Origin of the sequence: Ruminobacter amylophilus (assembly GCF_900115655.1) — a bacterium.
Taxonomy (GTDB): Bacteria; Pseudomonadota; Gammaproteobacteria; order Enterobacterales; family Succinivibrionaceae; genus Ruminobacter; species Ruminobacter amylophilus.
This window is the reverse complement of the sequence record NZ_FOXF01000017.1, coordinates 1-25,856: the sequence shown is the minus strand read 5'-3', so window position 1 is coordinate 25,856 and position 25,856 is coordinate 1. Positions and strand designations below refer to the sequence as shown.

The window sequence follows — 25,856 nt, the reverse complement described above, 5'->3', positions numbered from 1 at the left end:
GATGAACATCAACTGACATCATTATATCAAAAAAATCTCAGACATTCATATTTTCATCAAAAAATCAGCTAATATTTCATAATTAACCAACTTTTTTTCTACTTGATTTGCTTAATTATTAACCAATCATAAAAAAAGGGAGAACCGCATCTCCCTTTTTTATTAATCTACATCAGAAATAATATTTCAAATTAGTTTGATTTTTTTGTCAGCCATGCTGGTAATTCACATGAACTGTCAGAAGTGTCATTCTTAGAAACCTTAGATACATCATTCAATACATCATCCTGACCAGAAAAATCTGAATTCTGATTGAGAGATGAATTTAAGAACATGCTTGATAAACCGGTATTTTCACCATTATCTCCGCCTGTTCCCAAAGATTTGGCAAGAATGTTATTAATATTTTCTGAAGCAGGCTTATCCACTTCTGTCAAACCTGCCAGTACAATGGTCACATGTACTGCATCAGGTTTCATGTTAGGATTAATTACGCAACCGAACTTGGTATCTGAATCCTCTGTACCGTAACTTGTCTGAAGAAGAGAACCAAGTTTATTGTACTTATCCAGACCCAGCTCTTCGTTCATTGTAATATTGACGATAATACCGCGGGCTCTGCAGTTTGAGAAGTCTTCAAGCAACGGACAGTTGACAGCATTCATAATTGCCTGTTCAACAGCATCTTCACCCTCACCTTCACCCATGCCGATAAGAGCAGTACCTGAACGTAACAGCATGGTTCTGATATCATTGAAATCGAGATTCTGAAGGCCACACTTTTCAATCACATCAGCAATACCCTGAACAGCTCTCTTTAATACGTTGTTACACTCCTGGAAAGCACGAACCAAAGAAATATTCTTAGGGAGGTACTTTAACAGCTTATCGTTAGGAATAACAATCAGAGCATCAACTTCTTCTCTTAACTTTTCAATACCCTGTTCTGCCTTGATTAACTGTTTTTTACCTTCAAATGAGAACGGCTTTGTAACAATAGCTACAGTCAGTGCACCGAGTTCCTTGCGGGCAACATTTGCAATAACAGGTGACGCACCTGTACCAGTACCGCCACCCATACCGGCAGTAATAAACACGATATCACACTTACCGATATTTTCACGAAGAACTTCTCTGCTTTCCTCCGCAGCATTTCTACCAATTTCAGGGTTTGATCCGGAACCTAAACCGCGAGTTGTATTCACGCCAATCTGAATTCTGTTCTTGGCAGTGTTTGAATTCAGAGCCTGCAAATCAGTATTCACAACCAGAAAATCGACATTGGCAACTTCTTCATTAATCATATGCTGTACGGTGTTACCGCCACCGCCACCAACACCAATTACCTTGATTACAGCCTTGCCATTGTCGGCAGGTACGTATTCATTCTCGATATCAGCAGATGCATCTGCCGCGTGTAAAATATCAGTCATTTTAAAACACAACTCCAAACATGATTTGGTGCTCACAAATCATAAACTTAACCGTAAAGCTTTACAGAACCTGATGAGAAGAACAAATACTGAATCAAAACTCACCAGACTATTAAATTTTGCGTTAATACATAATGCAAATAACAACAATAAACAATCCTTTTGCAATGTGTACACAATTGCATGATAACTATATATCAGAAAGTAAAGTTATTATCTACTATATTTTATTTAAAATAAGTGCATGATCCCACTGAAGCCCATGCACATAGAATTATTAGTCGGATCACACAAAAGAAAGAGTGAACCAACATGGAATCCTACATGTTTCCATTCCACCACTCTGTTATTTTCTGTTTCAGATTTCCAATCATTCCACTCTGCTCTCTCGCTTTTTTGTGACTTTCAAGAATCTCACTAAAACGAATAAGACCAAGAGAAGCACAACCGGAATATGGGTTTATGGCATCACTGAGTCCTTCAATCTTTTCTTTATCTACCTGATGAATTCTAATTTTCTTGGCATACGCACCAAGTCCATTTTTGGTAAATATCTTTGAAACACATTCATCAAGACACTTTATCTCTGCACCGCCACCTGTTATAACGAAACCAGCACCTAATGATAATTCACCATTTGACACATTAACTTCGTTTAAAGTAGTCAGCACCTTCATAATAAGCTGGCTGTATCCGGCCTCAATAGATTCCGCCAGATCTCCCTGATTTATTGATCTTGCCTGAGCCTGACCATTCTTGTCAATGCGAATACATTTGTTTGTAATACAGTTATTGGAAATTGCAAAACCATAATCGCATTTTAATTTTTCTGCCGTTCTTTCACTTAATCCGTAAGTAACGGCAATATTCTGAGTAATCTTATCGGCTCCATACGGACAGGATCCTACGTATATGCAGTGTCCCTGATCAAAAATAGTAATCCCGGTACTGCTCTTACCTATATCAAGCACACATACACCAAACTTCTTTTCTGTATCGGTCGTTGCCACATATGCAGTTGCCTGTCCGCTAAATACAAATTCAGGAGCATACTCCGTCTCTATACAGCATAAAGATCTTCTTATGTTGTCTAAAAAAGAAGTCTGTGCATACACCTGATGAATAAACGATCTCAGCTGACCTCCCGTCATGTCAAGAGGGTCTTCAACTCTTTCGTTAGAATCTACCTGATAATAATTAGGAATTGCCGTTATCAGTTCATAGTCCTTAATTTTCAGAGAATTGGCTACATCATTGGCCCTTGCGATATCATCTTCCGTAATTGGACCACGACGAAGTTCACACGATCCGGTGTTGTTCTTGTAGGTGATAAAACGTCCTGGTACAGACACAAAAACTCTTGGATTATTAATCTTTGGCAGAGTGTTTTCGTCATAGGATCTAGTTACAGTATTATGCGACATATTGTAGGCAATTGAGATATTCTCTTTCAATTTATCCATGCTAACAATGCCATCAGCATTCATGCCCGTTGTTTTGCATTTACCGTAGCCAATAATTTTAATACTGTCATCATCATACAGGATTGCGCTGCAAACTTTAATTTCACTGGTTCCCAAATCAATGGATACTATGTAATCCTGTGTAGTGATTTTATTTAATTCGTTGGCTGCCATCATTACTGTCCGCTTATGTCTTTCCACTTAACTGCAATACCGGTATCATATCGCAAGTCAACATATTCTATAGTATTTTTATTTTCAATATGTGGATACGCTTCTATAAAATTATTCAATCTCCACATAAACACATTGTTCTGATCAGTTGTAAATCCGATATCATCGTTATTCCCGAGTATCAGCCTTACACCGTCAGAAAGCCTCAGACTCCAAATATTGTTATCATTTATACCAAGTTCATAAACATGATAACCTGCTCTTTCCAAGAATATATTAACATCACAATACATCTCATAAACTGAACGAGCCAATTTTTCCGGACCGAACAATGCAGGGCTTTCTTTTAAGAGATTCGTATTCTTAGGATGAATCACACTCCAGTCAGCCACTAAAATACCATCATTGTATAGAGCCAGTGGTTTGTGTTCAGTAATATTGAGAGTAAGAATATCAGGTAATTTCTTCTGCATGGTAACCCGGTTTATCCAAGGCATTGTCTCCATATATGAACGCATCTGAAACAAGTCCATGGTATACAGATTGTGGCTTTCCGGATTTGCCATAAAAAATTCTTCAACATCCTGCTTGGTCATGTAATTCAGATCTCCCTTGATCTGAATCTGCCTGACAGGGATACCGTCAACATCAGTCATGACGGTATACACCTTTTTTATAAAACAAAAATCAAAAACAAGCACAGCAATAAAAAACAGCACCCCGAGAATATATGATCCTCTGGTTACTCCTGAATATTTTTGCTGCACGTTTTTATTTCTGGCCACAGTTACTTTCTTTCCTTCATTTTGGCAATATCAAGCTTATATTCAGCAAGTACCTTTGCCAGCTTGCCAACATTACCTGCTCCCTGAGTAAGCAGAATATCACCATCTTTAATAACATCAGCGACGGTTTGAGGAACTTCATCGGCTGAAGATACAAAATAAGGTTCTACTCTACCCCTTAATCTTATGGAGCGACATAATGAGCGCCCGTCAGCACCTACAATAGGATCTTCTCCAGCTGGATAAACGTCAAGCAGAATCAGTTCATCCACAAGTCCAAGAACATCAATAAAATCTTCAAAACAGTCACGGGTTCTTGTATATCTGTGCGGTTGGAAAATCATTACCAAACGGCGATCCGGCCATCCTGCACGTACGGCATTGATGGTTGCTCTAACTTCACTTGGATGATGTCCATAATCATCTACAAGCATTACCTTGCCGTTGCCTGTTTCAAATTCACCATACTGTTCAAATCTTCTGCCCACACCCTGGAATGACCCTAGAGCATCGATAATTGACTTGTCATCAATCTCGCTTTCTGTTGCCACAGCAATAGCTGCTGCTGCATTGAGAGCCATATGGAATCCCGGAATTGTAAGTTTAATATCAAGAACGGAGCCGTCCTTTCTCTTAACCTTGAAAGTTGAACTGTCAGTATGTTGCTTAAAATCAAAAACTCTTACATCACTGTCTTCCCTGGCGCCATATGTTATTACGCTTCTGCCGATCTGAGGAAGAAGTTCTCTGATCACAGGGTCATCGTTACATACAACGGCAACTCCGTAAAAAGGAAGATTATGTAAGAATTCAATAAAAGTTGCTTTTAATTTGGCAAAATCTCCACCATATGTATCCATATGGTCTTCTTCAATGTTTGTAACTACAGACATCATAGGCTGAAGATGCAGGAAAGATGCATCTGATTCATCAGCTTCTGCTATAAGGTAACGCCCGGTACCTAGTCTGGCATTAACACCGGCACTGTTTAAAAGTCCGCCTATAACAAAAGTAGGATCACGCCCTGCCTGAGCATATATACTTGAGATAAGACTTGTAGTTGTTGTTTTTCCATGGGTTCCGGCAACGGCAATACCAAAACGATATCTCATAAGTTCAGCAAGCATTTCAGCTCTGCGTACAACAGGAATTCTTAACTCAATTGCTCTGATCCATTCCGGATTGTTTTTTTTGATTGCACTTGAAATAACTACAACACTTGCATGTTCAACATTCTTACTGTCATGTCCGATAAAAACCTTAATACCCTTGCTTTCAAGATGCTTGGTAGTACTGCTCGCCATAATATCCGAGCCGGTAACTTCATAACCTTCATTAGCCAATACTTCAGCAATACCATTCATACCGGCACCACCGATGCCGACAAAATGGATACGATGAACCTTATGCATTTGAGGGACTTCAAAATCTGTTTTTGCCATAAATACTCCGAATTAATATTTTATGAAGCCTTATCAGCTAATTCCATACACACCTTCGCCGCAGCCTCGGTGGCATCCAGTTTGGCCATACTGCCCGCAATTCTGCTCACTTCACTGATTTTACCACGATTATCAGACCAGTCCTTGAGTATGTCAGCCAATTTCTCAGATGTCAGCTGTGACTGAGGCATACACACAGCTCCGCCATTATCAGACAGATACCTTGCATTTTTGGTCTGGTGGTCATCTACTGCAGTTGGGAGGGGGACAAAAATGGCAGGCATTCCAGCTGCAGACACCTCAGCAAGGGTTAAAGCACCAGCACGACATATAATCACGTCATTTGCAGAATATGCAGAAGCCATATCGGAAATAAAATCACATACAGTAAAATTTTCAACCTCAAGACTTCTGTATACCGCATCCACACCAGAACTGTTCCCTTTACCTGTCTGGTGAGTAATATGTATTCTCGCTCCATTCTTATTGGCTAATGCAACAGCTTTAGGAACCAGATCGTTAAGAGCCTTAGCTCCAAGACTACCGCCTATTACCAGAACGTTTAAATTCTCATGATTAAAATCTTTTGGTAATCTGCCGTTTAAAGCCACAACTTCCGCACGCACGGGATTACCGATATACTCGACTTTTTTTCCAGAAATAGCACCTGGAAAACCTAAAAGCACTTTATCAGCTATTTTTGATAAAATTCTGTTTGTTATTCCCGGAGAAGCGTTCTGTTCATGAAGAACCAATGGTATTCCACATAACTTTGCGGCAATTCCACCTGGGCCTGAAGCATATCCTCCCATACCCAGAACAACATCAGGCTTAAACTTTCTGATAACCTTAAGTGCTTCAAAAACAGCTCTCAGGATGGTAAACGGCGCTCCAAGCTTCCTTAACAAGCCGTTTCTTCTTAAACCGCTGATCTTGATAAATTCAATTTTAAAACCATGTGCAGGTACAAGATCTGCTTCCATCCTTTCTTTGGTTCCCAACCAAAGCACTTCGAAATTATGCTTTTCAGAAAGTTCCTTTGCCACTGCAAGTCCGGGAAAGACATGTCCCCCCGTTCCACCGGCCATAACAAGAATCTTTTTCATCATTTAGTCCTATGTTTAAACGTTCTGTGCACCATCTTTGTTTTCAGCACGAACGCGTTTATTAACCTGCTTATATCTAATCTGTGCCTTTCGTATTCTGTTGACATAACTTAATTTTCGTTCATAGCTGATTCTTAATAGAATACATACTGCTATAACCGAAGAAATAAGGCTGGTACCACCATAACTGATAAAAGGCATTGTCAGACCCTTGGTAGGAAACAGGGCACAGATTACCCCCATATTGATAATACACTGAACACCAAACCAGGTAGCTATGCCTATTGCACAGAATCCCTGAAAATAATTGCAGTCAGTTTTTGATCTCAGGGCTTCGAATCCCATAAAGAAACTTCTTACTATCAACATTAGTTCAAGTGCAAAAATAACCAGAACCGATATAAATCCGCATTCTTCACTGACAATGGACATAATAAAATCAGTATGCGGTTCAGGTATATAACTTAGTTTGATTTCACTATTACCTAACCCCTGTCCCCACAGTCCGCCTTTAGCGATGGCAATCAAAGACATACTCAACTGGAAACCTGTACCTGTTCTAGTCACAAAAGGATCCTGAAAACTTACTATTTTTCCCATTCGATACGGATCCTGTATCAGCCACAGAACGCCGAGCAGTCCAAGGATACAAACCGGAAATATATACTTCCACTGCATCCCAGAAATAAAAAGAATAACCCCGAGAATGATGGCAATAATCACCATTGTTCCCATATCTCTCTGGAGATACAGAATTGCCACAAACAGTAAAAAAGGAATAGATATCAGCAGATTGCACTTAAAGCGCCTAATTTCATCGTAATGCCGATGAATATAGCCTGAAACAAAAAGAATTAGAGCCAGCTTCATGAACTCGGAAGGCTGAATATTACAGAACCCCAGCGACAACCAACGCTTGGCTCCATTTATATCTCGCCCTACAAACACGACCAGAAGACTCAGTACTATGACTAGGCTCACTATCTTAAATCTTCCCAACTCATACCATTGTTTTGTGCTGACATTAAGCAGCATCATATACAGAACAAAAGATCCAAAACAGAATCCCAGCTGTTTCAACAGATAATGGGAATCAGTGCCAAACTTGTCAACACTTACATAGATGGAAGAAGAATAGATTGCGATCAGACCGATAACTGTCAGTATAGCCGGCAAAACGATATACCAGGTATCAAACATGACCCCGTTTAACCTGTATTTTTTGTCACTGTTTCCAAGTAATCTGGCCCAGAAGCTCATTTAAAGCATCCTTACCTTTTCGGCAAAAACATCACCACGTTCTTCAAAACTCTTGAACTGATCTAGACTTGCACATGCAGGAGCAAGAAGAACAACATCTCCAGGTTTTGCAATTTCATTATGCGCAATTTCAATAGCTTCAACCATACTATCAGTCAATCTTGTCTGATCACCAAGAGCTGCAAGCATAGCACCATCACGACCAAAACAAATCATATATGCGATTTCTTTCCCGAGCATATTCTTGATAGGAGTAAAGTCCTGCCCCTTACCTAACCCGCCGGCAAGAAGAATAATACGTCCCTTAACACCATCCTTAAGCCCAGCTACGGCAGCTAAAGTAGACCCTACATTAGTTGCTTTGGAATCATTGTAATAACGAACACCTTCAAGTTCACGAACTAGCTGACAGCGATGAGGAAGACCTGTAAAGCTGCGTAATACTTTCAGTTGAGCATCCCTACTGATACCTAAAGTATCTGCAAGCGCCATAGCTGCCAATGCATTGAGCTCATTATGAAGACCTGTTATACCCAATTCAGTGTTTCTGATTAAAGGAACCCCGTCCACACTTAACCAGACTTCACCATCCTTAATAACACGTCCGTAGTCTTTATCATCACAGCCAAAGCTGGAAAAATATTCTCCTGACGGAGGAACTGTTGCCTTATCTTCGCGACTTACAATAATTTTATCGGCATTCTTGAAAATTCTCTGCTTTGCTTCAAGATAAAGCTGCATACTGCCTTCATATCTGTCAAGATGATCTTCACTTAAATTAAGAATAACAGCACCGGCTAGCTTCAGACAGGAAGTTGTTTCGAGCTCAAAACTTGAGAGTTCAAGTACATAGGCATCTACATCATCAGCGATAACATCAAGAGCGGGAATACCTATATTTCCGCCCATACCACATTTCTTGCCGTCAGCTTCGACCATCAGAGCAGTTAATGTGGTTACTGTACTTTTACCGTTTGAACCGGTAATACCAACTGTAGGAGCCTTAGCATATCTGGCAAAAAGCTCAATATCACCGATAATTTCCGCCCCACACTCTCTGGCTTTAACCAGAGCAGGTAATTTTAAAGACAGCCCCGGACCTACAATCAGACAGTCAAAGCCGCCTAATTTATCTCCGTCAAGAGCTCCTTTGAACAAAGAAACTCTCTTATCGAGATCTGCTTCGCCTGCCGGCTTTTCACGACTGTCAAAAACAACAGGAACAACCCCATGAGCCAACAGAAAATTCACGGTTGAAAGACCACTCTTTCCCAAACCAACAACAGCAACAGACTTAGCCATTATCCTTTAATCCTTAACGCAGTTTTAATGTTACTAAACCAATCAATACCAATACAAAGGTAATAATCCAGAAACGGACAATTACGCGTGGTTCCGGCCAACCGCTCTTTTCAAAGTGATGATGGATTGGAGCCATCTTAAAAATACGCTTACCATGTCTTAATTTGTATGAACCGACCTGCAAAATTACACTAATGGTTTCGATAACAAATATACCACCCATTACGAATAACAGGATTTCTTCTCTGATAACTACAGAGATAACACCTAAAACAGCTCCGAGAGATAGAGAACCGACATCCCCCATAAACACCTGAGCAGGATAAGTATTAAACCAAAGGAAGCCCAGTCCGGCCCCTATAATTGAAGTACATACCAGACTGCATTCTGCGGCATGCGGCAGATATGGAATAAACAGGTAATTGGAATATTCGGCATTACTTGTGAGATAAGCAACAATTCCCAGACCGGCTGCAACAAGTATTGTACAGGTTATGGCCAGACCATCCAGACCGTCAGTAAGATTTACGGCATTTGATGAACCAACAATAACGAAGTATACAAAAGGAATAAACAGGAATCCGAGATTAGGCATGCAGTCCTTAATAAAAGGTAATACAAGCTGTGTTTCTGCAGTACTCTTACTAACAGAATACAGGGTGACACCGATTATAATAGCAACTACTGACTGCCAGAAATACTTGTACTTTGCAATTAATCCGTTAGGATTTTTTCTGACAATCTTAAGGTAGTCATCAGCAAAACCTATCAGTGCATGACTTACCAAAGCAAACAAAACAATCCACACATGGATATTGTCGAGCTTACACCACAGAAGCATTGACAGAACAATCACTCCGATAATCATGATACCGCCCATGGTAGGCGTACCGCGCTTACTGAAATGACTTTCAGGACCGTCATTGCGGACAACCTGACCAAAATGAAGCAACTGAAGTTTTCTGATCATATATGGTCCGATCATCAATGACAAACACAACGCTGTAATTAAAGAACATATAGCTCTTACACTGATATAATTTACAACTCTCAGAGCTCCCAGCCCCTGAAAGTTGTTGGCCAGATAATCAGCCAGCATTACTAACATTTACTACCTCCGCATAATGCTCTGATATAGTCAACAATCTTTTCCATATGCATGAAATGAGCTCCTTTAACAGCTACAGTAGAAGAACTGTTGCTTTTTAGGAAATCATTTATAAAATTCTGCAGTTCATCTTTGCTGTTAAAATGAATCCCTTTATTACCAAAGGAAGCAGACGCCTCTTTAGCTAAATCACCTACAGTCAGGAAATAATCTATTTTTCCTAGGGCGTACTCACCAACTGAAGAATGAAGAGATTTAGCACCTTCTCCGAGTTCACCCATATCACCGAATACAAAAATCTTTTTCCCCGGAAATAATGACAGCGTATCTATTGAAGCTTTCACGGCATTCACTGAAGCATTGTAAGCATCATCTATCAATGTGACACTGCCATACTTTTCAACAAAAAGACGTCCCTTACACGGAGCGACAGATGATAATCCCTTTACGACATTTTCAAGTTTAGCCCCAACAAATGAACTAAGAGCCGCGGCGCACAATGCATTTGCCACATTATGCCTGCCTGGAACGCCAAGATTTATTTCTGCTTTACCTAACGGGGAGTTCAACTCAAATGAAAAACACCCGTTCTGCTGCAAAGTCACTTTTTCAGCTCTGAAATCTGCATCAGATTTTCCTTCAGCGGAAAAAGAAACAAGCTTAAGCCGGTTGCCATACTCTGCAGACCATTTGGAATAATACTCATTGTCAGCATTTACAACGCCCCGACCGCCATGGCCTAAAGCATAGTCAAGAATTTCACTCTTTGCTCTGTAAACTCCGTCCAGACTGCCAAAACCTTCAAGATGAGCACTGCCAACATTATTTATCGCAACAGCATCCGGCTCTGCAAGATTAACGATATAGTTAATTTCTCCAGGGTGGTTGGCACCAAGCTCTATTACAGCATATTCTGTATCCTTTGAAATCTGCAACAGGGAAAGAGGTACACCTACCGCATTATTGAAATTTCCCTGAGTCGCAACTGTGCTCCCCATGGTTTTAAGTATTGCCGTTGTCATTTCCTTAACTGAAGTCTTGCCACAGGTACCTGTCATACTGACCACTTTTGCCTGACTCATGCGACGATTTAATTTACCTACAAGTCCTAAGGCTTTAGCGGTATCGCCAACAATAATCTGTGGAACACTGACATCACATCTATGATCAACCACTACGGCTTTTGCACCTGATTCTGCTATATCACTGATAAAAGAATGCGCATCAAAACGTTCACCCTTCAACGCAATGAATAAAGCCCCCCTGACGTCCTTGCGGGAATCAGTCTCAACTCTTTCAACAACTTCATCCGGAGACCCGGTAAGTTCACCTTCTAAAAAATCCGCAATAAGTTTCAGTTTCAAAGGAATCATTATCTGTCAACTCCAACTAACTCCATGGCAACCTCACGATCACTGTAATGATGTTTGGTTTTTCCTATAATCTGATAATCCTCATGCCCCTTGCCTGCGACAAGCAATACGTCATTCCCGCTGGAATTTCTGAACGCATCTTCTATGGCCTCTCGACGATCCTGAATAACTTTGTAATTTGTGTAAATATTTCGTACACCATCTATCATCATTCTTATAATTTCATCAGGATTTTCAGTACGAGGATTGTCATTGGTGAAAATCACATGATCCGCATTCCTGCAGGCAATCTCTGCCATAACAGGTCTTTTACCGGTATCTCTGTCTCCACCACATCCGCATATGCAGGTTATTTTGCCAAAACGGTGCTCTCTTACTGCATTGATTGCCTTTTCCAAGCCATCAGGTGTATGAGCATAGTCAACAATTATCATTGGAGTATGTTCAGTTTTAAAACATTCCATTCGCCCGTTTACAGCTCTCAATACATGAGCGGTTTCGGCCAGTTCATTAAGAGAATACCCGTGCACCAGCATGATTCCCAATGCGCAAAGAACATTTTCAGCATTAAACGAACCTATAAGCGGTACAGTTAATTCAGCTTTTCCAAAAGAACCATCAACTTGAATTTTTATACCATGTGGCAGATATTCGATATTTTCAGCAAAAATAACTCTGTCACCTTCAATTCTGTCTGTGCTGTAGGCCAGCGCTCCAGGTAATTTTGAAAGGAACTGTCTGCCAACCGTGTCATGAGCATTTATCACGCACATATCAGACGGAACCGACCTGAACAGTTCAAACTTTGTTGCGGCATAATTTTCCATCGTTTTGTGAAAATCAAGATGATCGCGACTTAAATTGGTAAAAGCACAGATTTTAAATTTTAATTCACTGGTCCGTTTAAGTGCTATACCATGTGATGAAACTTCCATTGCTACTGCAGAGGCCCCATCATTTTTCATTTCGTATAAGGTTTTTTCCAGATCCAGAGCAGCAAGTGTTGTATTTGCACAAGGCTTTAAATCAGGATAAAAACCTGTTCCAAGTGTTCCAAGAATTCCGGTTTTTACCTTCAGTTCATTCAACCAGGCTGCAACAAGGTGTGTAGTTGTACTTTTACCATTAGTGCCAGTAACACCTATTAAATCAAGATCCTTCGAAGGACAATTGTAGAAGACAGAAGCAATAACAGACTGTTTTTCGGAAAGCTCCCTTACCCCGAAACACGGTACACCTACTGCAGGAGGCACAAAATCATCACCAGAATCTTCATAAATTACTGCGGCAGCCCCTTTTTCAACAGCTTGACCAATTGTTGTTCTGGCATCAAAGTTCAAACCTTTCAGGGCAATAAACAACGAACCGTCAGTTACACGACGGTTGTCACTGCATAAAGCAGACAAATTAACGTCAGGTGCCTGTATATTCAAGGCCTCAGCAATTCTTTTTAAACTTATCATCAGAATCCCTTAATTCTTTTTCTGCTTGCTTCTCAATATTCTGTCTTTATCTTTAATGGTTTTCATACTTCCATCGGGATTAAGATCATCAGGCGGAATATTGTAAAGTTCTAGAGTCTTCTGCATTACTTCTGAGAAAACAGGACCGGCTACCACACCACCGTAAAACTTACCTGCATGAGGTTCATTGATTATAACCGCCATAGCAAAACGGGGATTACTCATCGGGGCAATTCCTACAAAGGACCCCATGTAGTATTTACCGTAACCGCCGCTTTCAGCAACCTTTGCTGTGCCTGTTTTTCCACCAATACGATACCCCGGAACGCGAGCCAGAGACCCGGTACCTCCACCTTCAACGACCGATTCAAGAGCATCAAGCATTCTTTTTGTTTCTGCTTCATTGAGTACTCTTGTTCCTACAGGAGGAGTGTCAACCTTAATAATGGACAAAGGCTTTCTGATACCCTTGTTGGCAAAAATACTGTATGCCTGAGCAATCTGCAGAGGCGTAGCACGGAGTCGATAACCATAGCCCATTGTCGCACGTTCAATATCACTTATTCTTGTTTTGTTAGTTATCTTCGGCAATGAGCCCGCACTTTCACCTACAAGATTAAGGTTTGTTTTTTTGCCATAACCAAAAATACTTAATGTACTTATTATCTCTGAAGCTTTCATCTCAAGAGCCACATGTGCCATAGCTGTGTTGGACGAAAACTTTATGACTTCACTAAGAGTACCGCTGTTCATTGCATGGCTGTCGGTTATTCTTTTTCCGTTAACCAAAAAAGGACGGCAGTCAATTACCCTGCGCCAATCAATCCGGTTATGAGCTAAAGCGCCCATGGCAATCAATGGTTTTGTAGTTGAACCAGGTTCATAGGAATCAGTGACAGCTCTGTTTCTTGCACGACGTGACTCATAATTATCCCTGTTGTTAGGGTTGTAGGAAGGAGAATTAACCATGGCAAGGATTTCACCTGTCCACGCATCAATAAGCACCAGACTTCCAGAAGTGGCCTGATTAATTTCTACTGCGTACTTAAGGGCGGTATATGCTTTGAACTGAATACGTTCATCTATACTCAGGTACAGATCTTCCGCTTTCTTTTCTTCCTTGTATGTACCTATATATTCAATAATGTTATTCTTATTATCTTTTTTGATACGTCTCTGACCAGGTATTGAAAGCAGGTAATCATTGTATTGTTTTTCAATACCTTCAGTACCAATACCGTCAACATTAGTAATACCTACCAACTGGGCATTAACCTCGGCAGTAGGGTAATATCTATGCAGAATCTTTGATTGGCTCACACCGGGAATTCCCATCTCTTTTATCTGAGCGGCAACAAACGATTCAACTTCCTTGGCTAAAAGAATTTCGCCTTTATTGCTTGCATATACCTTGTCATGCAAGGTCTGATACGGCATTCCTACAAGCGTGGCAAGAACCTTTAGCTGTTCATCCAGCTCTTTTTTTGGTTTTTTGGATTCATGAAAACTTCTACGATAAAGAGAAATGGAATGCTTCGGAACACTGCTTGCGAGTTCGACCCCGTTTCTGTCTAAAATTCTCCCTCTGTGGACATCGTCCTGCTGCGTACGCACAATTAAATCATCGCCCTTCGAAATCAGCCAGTCAGGGCTATAGACCATCAGATAATAGATTCTAAGACAGATACAGATAATGAGAAAGAAAAAAAATCCCCAAAGAAAATAAACACGCTTTGATGATATATTCAACGACATATCACCTTCGCCTTTCAGGTATTTTTTTAACTTCTGTTTTAATTCTGATTTCATTTGAAGTTACCGCCTGAATTTCTTACATCGATAACTTTCTTGTTTTCCACGGTTGGATCCGACATATGGAGTTTTTCTTTTGCCAAAGCTTTAACGTGAGAATATTCAGTTAAAGTCTGTCTCTCCAGACGCAGATGCTGATATTCCTGAACTATCTTATCCTGAAGCTTTAGCTCCTGATTCATCTTCGTTGTATTTTTTCGAGTATCCTGAACTCTGGAAACAAGAATAAAACTAGCTAGAAGAATAAGCCCCAGACAGGCTATGAAGTATGTATTGTTCCTGAAAAAACTAATCACATGTCTGCATAATCCATCATCCTCTTCCGACAATGAATTGTTATAGTTATACTCCATTTCCCCACCTCCGGGCTACTCTGAGAACAGCACTGCGCGAACGAGGATTAACACTAACCTCCTCGTCAGAAGGATAAATCGCCTTACCGACAGTTTTAAATGTTCTAGTCTTGAGAATTTCATCTTCTGATACAGGCAAGCCTCTTGGCGGCTGAATACCTTTCTCAGCACGACGCATGAAATTCTTTACCAGTCTGTCCTCAAGAGAATGGAAACTAATTACAGAAAGCAGGCCTCCTGTTCCAAGTAATATCTTTGAGTTTTCCAAGGCCTTCTCGACCTGATCGAGTTCGCTGTTAACTAAAATTCTTATAGCCTGAAAACTTCTGGTTGCAGGATGCTTTCCTTTTTCCTTTATTGGTATTACTCTAGCAATCATGCTGCTTAATTGACGGGTGGTTGTAAAAGGAGTCTCCACTCTGTCATGAACGATTGCGGCAGCAATTTTTCTTGCAAAGCGCTCTTCACCGAAATCATGCAGAACCCGAGCAATCTCGTCAGCACCAGCAGAATTCACCCATTCAGCCGCACTGACTCCTTCAGATGGATCCATTCTCATATCAAGAGGTCCGTCATTCATGAAACTGAAACCACGTTCAGGATCATCAAGCTGAGGAGATGAAACGCCAAGATCCAGTAACATGCCATCTATCTGACCAACGACACCAAAAGGTTCAAGCAGAGAAAGAGCATCCGCAAAACAGCCATGAATAATTGTAAAACGCGAATCTTTAATATCCTGAGCGGCTTTAACGGCTTCAGGATCTCTGTCTATTGCAAAGAGCCTTCCATCGGGACCGAGTCTGGATAAAATTTCACGTGAATGTCCCCCCCTGCCAAAAGTACAATCCAAGTATGTACCGTTAGGTTTTATTTCTAAAGCGTCAACTGCTTCTTTCAGCAGGACTGTAACATGCTTATAACCGTTCATAATTAGACAGTTTACGTATACAACAAGGGGTTAAACAACAAATATTTGAAGGAAAAAGAGATCTTTGAATTGATCAGTGAGTTGGTCTATAAGCCGGGTTCTGTACTGATTTCTCAGTGGTGATCATTCCTCTAGACCGGCAATTGCTCACCGGTTCAAGCGACCAACCCGCCCCTTACGCGGGCAGCGTCAATGAGGCCTATTTGGTCTTGCTCCGGGTGGAGTTTACCTTGCCATGTACTGTCACCAGCCATGCGGTGCGCTCTTACCGCACCATTTCACCCTTACCGATAAACGGCGGTATACTTTCTGTTGCACTTGTCGTGGACTTTCATCCCCTAGACGTTATCTAGCACCCTGCCCTGCGGAGCCCGGACTTTCCTCCCCTTTATGCGTCTGTCTTTCAACACAACCATAAAGCAGCGATCACCCGACCAACTCGCCGTGATTATATCATATATATTTTTAACTTTATACTTTATGTGTTAAAAGAAAGTTACACCTGTGAAAAGAAAACGGTATTCACACATACATTTACTCAGTTTTACTCTGATTCAGCAGATAATCGTACAAATCGTTTTTACGCAAATCATACATCTGAGCCACAAGTGAACAGACTTTTTTAGGAGGAAGTTCACCTGAAAGAATGTCAATTAATTTTTTGGCCTCTGAAGGTATTGCATTATCATTTTCTTTTTTTCTGTATGGAGCGAGTACAATTACCATCTCCCCCTTCTGAACATTCGGATCCTTTTCAAGTTCCTCAGCCAGGTGGTTACAGGTCGTGTAATATTTGGTTTCAAAAGTTTTTGTAAGTTCACGAGCTACCATTACCTTGCGATCACCGAATACTGCCCCCAGAGCTTTGGCCGTATCAAAAATACGGCGGGGAGCCTCATAAAAAATCATGGTTCTTTCTTCCTCTAAAAGACTTCTCAGCTTATCATGCAAAGCTTTTTCCTTTACAGGGAGAAACCCCTCAAAACTGAATCTGTCACTAGGCATTCCGGAAGAGCAGAGCGCAGTTATGGCTGCACACGCCCCAGGAAGCGGATATACCATAATTCCTTTATTGACACATGCAGCCACCAGATGATATCCGGGATCAGAAACCATTGGGGTACCCGCATCTGAAATAAGAGCGACAGAATTACCCTCTTCGATAATTGCTGTTATTTTATCAGCCTTCTCAGTTTCGTTGTGGTCATGAAAACTAATTAGTTTTGGTGATTTCACGCCAATGCTTTCTAGCAAAGGTAGCGAGTGTCTTGTATCTTCAGCACATATCACATCAGCTTTTTTCAGGACGTCACAGGCTCTGAATGTAATGTCATCCATGTTTCCGATAGGAGTTGGAACGATATAAAGCGCATTCTGCAATTCAAGCATATTTTAATAACCTTGTACTACTTATCCACAAGCAAAACGTGTATAATAACAAACAGTAATAGTTGTCAATTTTGAGAATTCACAAATGTTCACAAAACATAAGCATTTTAAATTATCTTCAGTTTTTTATACACTGTTATTTTTATCCACACTAAACGCATGTAGCGTACTTTCCGGACACGATTCAAAACTTAAACCTGAGCCTTTTGCCGCCATGGAACACGACTCATCATGGTATTCTTCACAATTGAGCGCATCCGTACCGGAATACAACTATGACTGGCAGATTCTGCTTGCCAGAGCATATTCCAACGAAGGGAATACTGGTGCAGCTTCAGAAGTTCTCAGCCAGATGAGAGAATCCGCCATCACTCCTCTTCAGGGGAATATTGCAGACATCATTGAAGCTCAAATCAAATCAAAATCCGGTAATTACAAAGCAGCTGCAAATCTGTTAAATTCAGTTAACGTCATGTCTTTACCAAAAGACGTAGCAAATTATTACTACTCACTTTCAGCAAGAGTAAATGAGGCGAACGGTAAATATCTTGATGCCGGTCTTAATTACCTTAACCTTGCAGATTCAATCAGCAATAACGACAAATCAGAAATCTACGAAAGAGCTTCCTCTGCACTCTCAAAGGCGGCTCCTAAAGATTTGATGAATGCTTTCAGACAGTCAAAAGCAAATGGAGACGATCTGACCTGCGGATTTATTGAATATGCACTTATCAGCAAAAATCAGAGTGCGAAATCAAAAGAAAGACTGTTGAAGTCCTTTGAAGAAAAATACCCTGATCACCCGGTATTAAGCAAAAAAGCCACCCAACATGAAACCGCTTCAAATGAAAAGGCATTCGGAAACAATATTGGCAACGGAGATACAATAGCAGTATTCCTTCCACTTACCGGCCCGTACGCAAAAATCATCGGCAACCCAGTGAAAATAGGTATACTCAGCTCATACAGAGACAGAGGCATCAGCGTTAATCTGAAGTTCTATGATACCGCCGCTTCTTCAATTCCTGTTCTGTACAACCAGGCTCTGAACGATAAAGCCAAGGTTATTATCGGACCAATAATTAAAGAACAGGTAAATGAATTACTCGCACAGCGCCCTGCCGTGCCGGTCATTGCTCTTAATCAGGGTAACTCTCAACCAAACGTATCCAACGTATACTACCTTACTTTGGCTCCTGAAAATGACATGTTCAATGCCTCACTTGAAATGCAGAGAGATCGCATTCAGTCACCAGTAATCATCGCACCAAGAAATGAAAGAGGCGACAGAATGGCTAACTCACTTAACAGTTACTGGAGTGCTGCTAACAATAAAGGTATCAGTCTTTGTTATTATGAAGATATGAACACCATCGAAAATACAGTTAAAGGCTGCTTAAACAGTTATAAAGCATATGATGGCGTATATATCTATGGAACCCCTCTTGAAACTTCCAAAATTAAGGACAGCGCCCGAGCATACATCGGTGATAGTGCAACCTACTATGCTGGTGCCAAGAGTAACGATGGTCTTACTCAGTCAGCTATAGCAACCAGTCTGAACGGCATCAAGTTGGGTGACCAGCCTTGGATGCTGAAAGACAGTGGAGCAAAACAAAGAATTCAGGAAATTCTTCCTAAAGCTAATGGTGACACTTTAAGAAGTTTTGCCATAGGCTATGACTCACTCAATCTTGCACTCCATTTACATGATTTAACAGCAAATCATCAGCAGTCTATCAGAGGACTTAGTGGTGATATCAGTATATCTGAAAACGGCAAGTTAAAGCGTATCATTACCTGGATTAAAGTAGGAAATTAACAAGTGACTGATAATATTCAACAATATCTTGAGAACACTATTAACAAATGTCTGGAAGACACCATGACAGCAGTAACAAGTGTGCCTCAGGAAGCTTTAGAGAATATGGAAACAGCTGTCGCTGCAATGAGTTTAAGCCTTCCAAACAACAAAATAATTTGTTTGGGAAGTCCTTTGTGCCGACCACTTTGTTCTATTTTTTCCCAGGTCCTTAACGGCAATCTCATGTATGCAAACCAGAAAATTAACGCAATTGTTCTTAACAATGATGCCGGGCAGATGAGTCATTTATATCCTAATTTAGGAATAGAAGAATCATTAAGAGTTCAGTTTGAAAGTGTTGCAAAAATGAATGATTGCCTGTTAATCATATCTGAGAATGCCAACGAAAGCCAGAATCTTATCAGTCTTATACAAAGTGCTCATGAATGCCAAATTCAAATTATAGTAATATCACACATTCATGATAACGTTATGAAGGATATTGTGACAGAAGATGACATTCAGATTGTACTGAACACTCAGAATACCGCAAACTTTACTGAAGTTGCATTGGTGATTCTGAATGCTTTCAATGTATTTCTCAGTGAAATAGATAATCAGACAGACTCTTCGTACTAGTGTCATAAAAACACATTCTAACAATTGTAGCGCCCCGGTCAGTTAGATAAAACTTACCGGGGTATTTTTATAAAGTCTACAGTCGAAATGGAAAAGAACATTAGGTACAACACTGTTTACCATTCCACTCTCAACCCCAACAATATATCAGATTTCATATTGCAACAGAAAAACATTACCTATCGCGTTTACGACAAAATAATAAAAGAGAGTCTGATGAATATGAATAAAAATTAAGAACTTAAGAAAACCTTAATGGAATATATCTATATATTACAACAAGAATCAAATACTGGAAAAACTAAAAGACCGAACTCCCCGTGAAGTAAGGAATTCAGCCTTTTACTAAGGTTAAGTTCAATCTGGTCAACTTACTAGGTTCTTTAAGCTTAAACTTGTCAACCTTTTATTCAACTATTTCTAAAGTAGGTTTCTTATGCTCTACTTTCTTTTCTCCACTTTCAGGAGCAGATGAAGGAACGTTCTCCTTACTGCCAGTATTCTCAACTTCTTCCACTGCAGAAAGGTGACCTTTACTGGTTCCTGCATCTGAGTTTTCGTAAAAATCATCATAACCGGCTTCAGGAAGCAGATACATTCCCAACTTAGGATCTTCTCGTGGGTAAATAGATGTCACCGCAATCATTGGCACATAAACAGAGTGAGGAACACCACCAAATCTTGCATTAAATGAAATTCCCCGATTATCTATTTTCAAATTTAATACTGCGCGAGGAGATATATTTAATATTATTAACCCGTTTTGAGCATACTGCAAAGGTAAATCAACTTCTGGAAAATTGACATTGACTGCAATTTGCGGTGTTAGCAGATTATCAACCATCCAATCGTACATTGCTCTCAGAACATACGGTCTGCATGGAGGCACTTTAATACCATCAGACATAGACACTCCTACATAAAATCATCTACCTTAAATAATATCATATAAAACAACAATTAAATATACGAATAAGGTTTTAACATGAAATTTTTGCGATTATTATCGATTATAAAGACAAAATACGCTCATTATTAATAACTTCATTCTTTGAGCAACACTTCTTAACCAAAAAAACCCCGGATGACCGGGGTTTCAATTTCACGCAATAAAAAAATTGTATTAACGCTTTGAGTACTGAGGACGCTTACGAGCCTTGTGTAAACCAACCTTCTTACGTTCAACACGACGAGCATCACGAGTTACGTAACCTGCCTTGCGAAGTTCAGAACGGAATGATTCATCGTACTCAATAAGAGCACGGGTGATACCGTGACGAACAGCACCAGCCTGACCTGAGTTACCACCACCAGCAACAGTGATGTATAAATCAAGGTTGTCCTTGAGATTTAATAATTCAAGTGGCTGACATACAACCATACGAGAAGTTGGACGAGTAAAGTACTCTTCAAGCTTCTTATTGTTGATAACGATGTTGCCGGTACCCTTCTTGATGAATACACGTGCAGTAGAGCTCTTGCGGCGGCCTGTACCGTAGTATTGATTTTCTGCCATTTACTTAAATCCTTAAATGTCTAAAACCTGTGGTTTCTGAGCTGCGTGATCATGAGAAGCACCAGCATAAACCTTTAACTTACGGAACATTGCACGACCTAAAGGTCCCTTTGGTAACATGCCACGAACAGCTGATTCAATTACCATTTCTGGCTTTGACTGAATGAGCTTATCGAAAGTGATTGACTTGATGCCACCTGGGAAACCAGAGTGAGCATAGTAAACCTTATCAGTGGTCTTATTACCAGTTACAACAACCTTAGCTGCATTGATAACGATGATGTAATCACCAGTATCAGCTGAAGGGGTGTATTCAGGCTTGTGCTTACCTCTTAAACGTGAGGCGATCTCAGTAGCAAGACGACCTAAAGTCTTGCCTTCTGCGTCAACTACATACCAGTCACGCTTAATAGTGTCTGGCTTAGCTACAAAAGTTTTCATTGATATAACCCAACTAAAAAACAGTTAAACATAAAGTACCGCTTCCGGTACAAAAATTTTTTCGATATCTTTACCCCCTTCGAGATAAAGAAACTCGAATACGCTCATGTTTTTACACACTAACGTTATGTGGGCGAGCAAATAATACACTAAAATTGAGCTTTTTGCATCAGTTTTTTACCATATTTTGAAATTATTTCTGTCATAAAATTTTCATGACAAAACATTGATAATAATGTGCCATGGCTAAACAATTTATAGAGTTACAGTATACGGCTCCGACTGCGAAAACTGCACGATGGGGTTACCATAATAAATATCAACGGAAAAATGACAGTCTCAGGATTAAACTGTTAATTACAAATCCCAAAACAAAGATTATAAGATGTCTGATAATAAAATTTTGAGATATTACTTATTATAAAGACCTTCTTTATTTTATAATCAGTTACATACAAAAACCAATAACCAAAATACAATAATATAAAAATAATGATACGCTGTGACGCATCTGTTTTAAGGAGGGGTAAACATGGATAATACAACAACTGTCTACATTATACTTTCAGCAGTTCTTGGAGTAATAGTAGGTTTTCTTTTAAGACATTTTTTGATACGGGATGCATCAAAAATGGAATTACAGGATGAACTTACAAAAGCACAAAGAGAAATGGCAACACAAAAGCGTATCCTGACAGATTTTTTCCAAACATCCGGTACACTCTTTGATCAACTTGAAAACAGCTATGCTACTTATGCAAGATTTATGAATGAACAGTCAAAGAAAATCATTCCTCAGTTTGGAAACATGTATGAAACATCTCACCATGATGTATACCACGCCCCGCACCAACCTGAAAAAAAAGAAAAGCCAGTCATTGATGAAGCTGAAGTTATATCTGAAGATGTTCATGTAGAAGAATCCTCCAACAACAATTAAAATCAGTTCGATTCAAAAAAAAACATGATTGGTTTCAGTCATGTTTTTTGTTTCGCGTCGCAAATTCAAAATTAAGATTTGAATCCTTCACACATACCCCCATGTAAATAATCGGAAAGGTCTGTTTTAATTTTATAACTATCCAAGCCTCGAACAAGATAATAAATGAACTTTGACTGAATTGTACTGTCTTAATCTTCGACGACGGTTTTACACTTGGTTATCTTTATTATTCATTGGAGATAAATAAGTAATGTTTAAAAATACAAAAATCATAGGTGCCTTAAGTATAGCATTAGCGCTCAGCCCTATCGGCAATCTTGCCTACGCAGATGCCACTCCGTTAATTGGAGCTCTTTCACAAAATGAAGAAGGGGTCCCTTCTTTAGCTCCTCTTATTGAAAAAGCTGTTCCTGCCGTAGTAAATATTTCTGTCAACGGCAAGAAATCACTTAACCAGAACGCACTGGACATTCCAGATGAATTCAAATTTTTCTTCCCAGAGATTCAAAAGGAAAGAAAGTTTTCAGCACTAGGGTCAGGTGTAATCATCAACGCGGAAAAGGGACTTGTAATAACAAACTACCATGTTGTTGATGGAGCAGATGACATAAAAGTGACACTTCATGACGGACGAGTCCTGAAAGCCTCAGTTAAAGGCCAGGATGAACAGACAGACTTTGCTCTTCTTGAACTTGAATCACCAAAAAATCTAACTGAATTAAAATTTGCTGATTCAGACAACCTAAAGGTGGGAGATTTCGCAATAGCCATTGGAAATCCGTTTGGTCTCGGACAGACAGTCACCTCAGGTATTATAAGTGCTCTGGGTAGAAGTGGTTTGAATATCGAAAATTATGAAAACTTTATTCAGACAGATGCTGCAATAAATTCAGGAAATTCTGGCGGAGCACTGATAAACCTTAAAGGTGAACTGATTGGTATTAATACTGCAATTCTTGGAAGATCAGGCGGAAATATAGGTATCGGCTTCGCCATACCGTCAAATATGGCTCACTCAATAGTTGATCAGCTCATAGCAAATGGCAAAGTATCACGTGGTCTGTTAGGAATCACAGGAACTGAAGTGAACGAAGACCTTGCTAAGAACTTCGACTATCACAGTGTTAATGGTGCTTTTGTTAATGAAGTACTTAAAGATTCTGCTGCTGATAAGGCCGGTATTAAATCAGGTGATATTCTTACATCTATAAATGGAGTAAAGATCAGTAATTTCGGTCAGCTCAGAGCCAAGATAGCCACCCTCGGTGCAGGAGCAAAAGTCAAAATCGGCATATTCAGAGACGGAAAGGAAAAAGAAGTTGAAGTAACATTAGACGGCGATAAAGGCCATACTGTAGCGTCAAATAGTTCAAATCCTCTGTTTGAGGGCGCAACCTTATCAGATAACGATGGTAAAGGAGTGCTTGTCTCAGACGTTAAAGATAACAGCCGTGCAGCAAGATATGGTTTGGCAAAGGGAGATATAATAACCGAAGCTAACCGAGAAAAAGTTAACAGCATGGATGATTTAAATAAGATTCTTAGTAAAAAGAATAAATTCCTTGCACTGAAGATTAACAGAAAAGGCATGACTGTATATCTGACCAGTAATTACTAGTCGTACAACCCCAAATCCAATGGACTGCACAGCAGTCCATTTTTAATTCTGCTCAGCAAGAAGAACTGATGTCTCCAGAATTTCATCACCACGAATAAGCGAAAAGGTAAGAGATGTATTAGGCATAGAAGAAGCTATAATGTTCATTACCTGTTTGAGATTATTAACCTTAATGCCATTAATGGCAGTAATAATATCACCCGTGCGTAAAAGATTGGTTGCAGGACCTGCAGGATCTATACTTGTCACAATTATGCCGGATTTGTTCTTATATCCCGCCTGATCTGCAGAAATATCTTTTGCAGTTATGCCCAAATAACCTCTGATTACACGCCCATGTTTAATGATGTCATTCATTATATTGAGAGAAAGATCTGCAGGAATAGCAAAACTGATACTATTTGTCTGTGCTTCAATTGAAGAAAGTGTTGCTGTGTTCATTCCAACAAATTCACCAAGAGAATTAACCAGTGCACCACCAGAATTGCCTGAATTGATTGCTGCGTCAGTCTGTATAAACTCCTGTAGTCCAGGTGACAAATCTAGGGTATTAAGATTTGTAACACCACTGCCGCTTCTGCCTACAGCACTGATAATTCCCATTGTAATAGTCTGACCAATGTTATAAGGATTTCCAATAGCCAAGACTACATCACCCAGTCGCGGTTTTCTTTTAAGATTAATTGGTATTACAGGAAGAACATCTTTAGTAGAGACTTTGAGAACCGCAATATCCGTACGTTTGTCATAACCTATAATGGACGCCTGGTAAGTTTTACCATTTCTTAGCTGGACAAAAATAGTACTCCCTACAACTGAGGCATTCATAATAACGTGATAATTAGTCAGAATATAACCATCCTTGTTAACAATAATACCTGACGCGGAACCTAAATTTCTTGTTGAAGATGTTGAATCACTTTTACTTCCATCATAGTCACTGTCGGTTATCTGAATAAATATGTTAACAACTGCAGGAGCACTGGCCTCTATGGCTTGAGTATAGTTTGCAGGAGCATTGTTATTCTGAAACAAGGAATAAGAAAACTTACTGCTATGTTCTTTAATCATTAAGTCATTTACAATCAGAATGGTAACACCAAGTATTAGACCTGAAAATACAGCATGAAGCAATGATTTCATAGTTAACCTTTAAAAGATCTGCAAACACAAAAGACAATAAAGTATACAATAAAAATTGAAACAGGATAAATGATTAAAGAAAAAAAGAAGAATTTGAGTGGTGCTGATACCCAGAATCGAACTGGGGACCTCACCCTTACCAAGGGTGCGCTCTACCGACTGAGCCATATCAGCACATATGACATATGAATTTGAACATGCTTATTATATATGAAAAAAAAGTAATTACAACAATTTTCTCATATATGGGGATGCGGACATAATCCTGGACACCCAATGAGGTGATCTATGGCATATACAATACAACAAATTAAAACAGCTTTAGAGCTTTATGACAAACTAAAAAAAGTTGTACCAA

General features: G+C 39.8%; 22 protein-coding genes, 1 tRNA gene and 1 other RNA gene. 4 read left to right on the top strand and 20 right to left on the bottom strand.

Annotated elements, in window-relative coordinates; translation table 11 throughout:
• Positions 1-191: 191 nt before the first annotated feature.
• The 15 genes from ftsZ to rsmI all read right to left on the bottom strand — a co-directional run bounded on the left by ftsZ (position 192) and on the right by rsmI (position 17,394).
• On the bottom strand, positions 192-1,433 hold the full coding sequence (gene ftsZ / locus BMY80_RS05870) for a cell division protein FtsZ (protein ID WP_051621679.1): 1,242 nt from the start codon (positions 1,431-1,433) through the stop codon (positions 192-194).
• 320 nt (positions 1,434-1,753) lie between these two features.
• Positions 1,754-3,073, bottom strand: a complete 1,320-nt coding sequence (gene ftsA, locus BMY80_RS05865; RefSeq protein ID WP_093141846.1) for a cell division protein FtsA — start codon at positions 3,071-3,073, stop codon at positions 1,754-1,756.
• Positions 3,073-3,726 carry a cell division protein FtsQ/DivIB gene (locus BMY80_RS05860; protein ID WP_143066464.1) on the bottom strand — a complete coding sequence of 218 codons (654 nt, stop codon included), beginning with the start codon at positions 3,724-3,726 and terminating at the stop codon, positions 3,073-3,075. The genes ftsA and BMY80_RS05860 overlap by 1 nt, the downstream gene beginning before the upstream one ends.
• 131 nt (positions 3,727-3,857) lie before the next feature.
• A complete protein-coding gene (gene murC / locus BMY80_RS05855; protein ID WP_031578151.1) occupies positions 3,858-5,297 on the bottom strand; it encodes a UDP-N-acetylmuramate--L-alanine ligase in 1,440 nt (479 codons plus the stop codon).
• A 20-nt stretch (positions 5,298-5,317) separates the two neighbouring features.
• Positions 5,318-6,406, bottom strand: coding sequence for an undecaprenyldiphospho-muramoylpentapeptide beta-N-acetylglucosaminyltransferase (murG, locus tag BMY80_RS05850; RefSeq protein WP_031578150.1), 1,089 nt, complete (start codon positions 6,404-6,406; stop codon positions 5,318-5,320).
• A 12-nt stretch (positions 6,407-6,418) separates the two neighbouring features.
• The gene (locus BMY80_RS05845) at positions 6,419-7,663 is read right to left on the bottom strand and encodes an FtsW/RodA/SpoVE family cell cycle protein (protein ID WP_051621677.1); all 1,245 of its coding nucleotides are present in this window, start codon (positions 7,661-7,663) and stop codon (positions 6,419-6,421) included.
• Entirely contained in the window at positions 7,664-8,965 is a 1,302-nt protein-coding gene (gene murD / locus BMY80_RS05840) for a UDP-N-acetylmuramoyl-L-alanine--D-glutamate ligase (RefSeq protein ID WP_093141844.1), read from the bottom strand.
• A gap of 13 nt (positions 8,966-8,978) precedes the next feature.
• Positions 8,979-10,073 (bottom strand): phospho-N-acetylmuramoyl-pentapeptide-transferase, encoded by a 1,095-nt coding sequence (gene mraY, locus BMY80_RS05835; protein ID WP_093141841.1) that lies wholly within the window; start codon positions 10,071-10,073, stop codon positions 8,979-8,981.
• The gene (locus tag BMY80_RS05830) at positions 10,067-11,446 is read right to left on the bottom strand and encodes a UDP-N-acetylmuramoyl-tripeptide--D-alanyl-D-alanine ligase (protein WP_093141839.1); all 1,380 of its coding nucleotides are present in this window, start codon (positions 11,444-11,446) and stop codon (positions 10,067-10,069) included. The genes mraY and BMY80_RS05830 overlap by 7 nt, the downstream gene beginning before the upstream one ends.
• Entirely contained in the window at positions 11,446-12,909 is a 1,464-nt protein-coding gene (locus BMY80_RS05825; protein WP_051621676.1) for a UDP-N-acetylmuramoyl-L-alanyl-D-glutamate--2,6-diaminopimelate ligase, read from the bottom strand. The genes BMY80_RS05830 and BMY80_RS05825 overlap by 1 nt, the downstream gene beginning before the upstream one ends.
• Positions 12,910-12,918: 9 nt before the next feature.
• Positions 12,919-14,718: a peptidoglycan D,D-transpeptidase FtsI family protein gene (locus tag BMY80_RS05820; protein ID WP_051621674.1), complete on the bottom strand. Its 1,800-nt coding sequence runs from the start codon at positions 14,716-14,718 to the stop codon at positions 12,919-12,921.
• Entirely contained in the window at positions 14,715-15,074 is a 360-nt protein-coding gene (gene ftsL / locus BMY80_RS05815) for a cell division protein FtsL (protein ID WP_031578142.1), read from the bottom strand. The genes BMY80_RS05820 and ftsL overlap by 4 nt, the downstream gene beginning before the upstream one ends.
• Positions 15,064-16,005 (bottom strand): 16S rRNA (cytosine(1402)-N(4))-methyltransferase RsmH, encoded by a 942-nt coding sequence (gene rsmH / locus BMY80_RS05810; RefSeq protein ID WP_093141836.1) that lies wholly within the window; start codon positions 16,003-16,005, stop codon positions 15,064-15,066. The genes ftsL and rsmH overlap by 11 nt, the downstream gene beginning before the upstream one ends.
• Before the next feature lie 73 nt (positions 16,006-16,078).
• Positions 16,079-16,447: RNase P RNA component class A (rnpB, locus tag BMY80_RS05805), an RNA gene on the bottom strand.
• Between the two features lie 92 nt (positions 16,448-16,539).
• A complete protein-coding gene (gene rsmI, locus BMY80_RS05800; protein WP_093141834.1) occupies positions 16,540-17,394 on the bottom strand; it encodes a 16S rRNA (cytidine(1402)-2'-O)-methyltransferase in 855 nt (284 codons plus the stop codon).
• 214 nt (positions 17,395-17,608) lie between these two features.
• Here rsmI and BMY80_RS05795 point away from each other — a divergent pair, with 214 nt between their 5' ends.
• Positions 17,609-19,216 carry a penicillin-binding protein activator gene (locus BMY80_RS05795; protein WP_177178507.1) on the top strand — a complete coding sequence of 536 codons (1,608 nt, stop codon included), beginning with the start codon at positions 17,609-17,611 and terminating at the stop codon, positions 19,214-19,216.
• Between the two features lie 3 nt (positions 19,217-19,219).
• Complete coding sequence (locus BMY80_RS12065) at positions 19,220-19,837, top strand: phosphoheptose isomerase family protein (protein WP_031578138.1); 618 nt, start codon at positions 19,220-19,222, stop codon at positions 19,835-19,837.
• Positions 19,838-20,243: 406 nt separating this feature from the next.
• On the opposite strand, the gene BMY80_RS05785 is transcribed toward BMY80_RS12065, so the two are convergent.
• From BMY80_RS05785 to rplM, 3 genes are all read right to left on the bottom strand, one after another.
• Entirely contained in the window at positions 20,244-20,744 is a 501-nt protein-coding gene (locus tag BMY80_RS05785; RefSeq protein ID WP_093141827.1) for a stringent starvation protein B, read from the bottom strand.
• 216 nt (positions 20,745-20,960) lie between these two features.
• Positions 20,961-21,353 (bottom strand): 30S ribosomal protein S9, encoded by a 393-nt coding sequence (gene rpsI, locus BMY80_RS05780; RefSeq protein ID WP_031580225.1) that lies wholly within the window; start codon positions 21,351-21,353, stop codon positions 20,961-20,963.
• A gap of 12 nt (positions 21,354-21,365) precedes the next feature.
• Positions 21,366-21,794 (bottom strand): 50S ribosomal protein L13, encoded by a 429-nt coding sequence (gene rplM, locus BMY80_RS05775; RefSeq protein WP_031580224.1) that lies wholly within the window; start codon positions 21,792-21,794, stop codon positions 21,366-21,368.
• Positions 21,795-22,326: 532 nt separating this feature from the next.
• Here rplM and BMY80_RS05770 point away from each other — a divergent pair.
• Positions 22,327-22,734 carry a ZapG family protein gene (locus tag BMY80_RS05770; RefSeq protein ID WP_093141824.1) on the top strand — a complete coding sequence of 136 codons (408 nt, stop codon included), beginning with the start codon at positions 22,327-22,329 and terminating at the stop codon, positions 22,732-22,734.
• Positions 22,735-22,987: 253 nt separating this feature from the next.
• Entirely contained in the window at positions 22,988-24,355 is a 1,368-nt protein-coding gene (locus tag BMY80_RS05765; RefSeq protein ID WP_031580222.1) for a DegQ family serine endoprotease, read from the top strand.
• Between the two features lie 42 nt (positions 24,356-24,397).
• Here the strand turns inward: BMY80_RS05765 and BMY80_RS05760 are convergent, their stop codons facing one another.
• Positions 24,398-25,498 (bottom strand): S1C family serine protease, encoded by a 1,101-nt coding sequence (locus BMY80_RS05760; RefSeq protein ID WP_093141821.1) that lies wholly within the window; start codon positions 25,496-25,498, stop codon positions 24,398-24,400.
• Positions 25,499-25,596: 98 nt separating this feature from the next.
• A tRNA-Thr gene (locus tag BMY80_RS05755) sits at positions 25,597-25,672 on the bottom strand.
• Positions 25,673-25,856 lie beyond the last annotated feature (184 nt).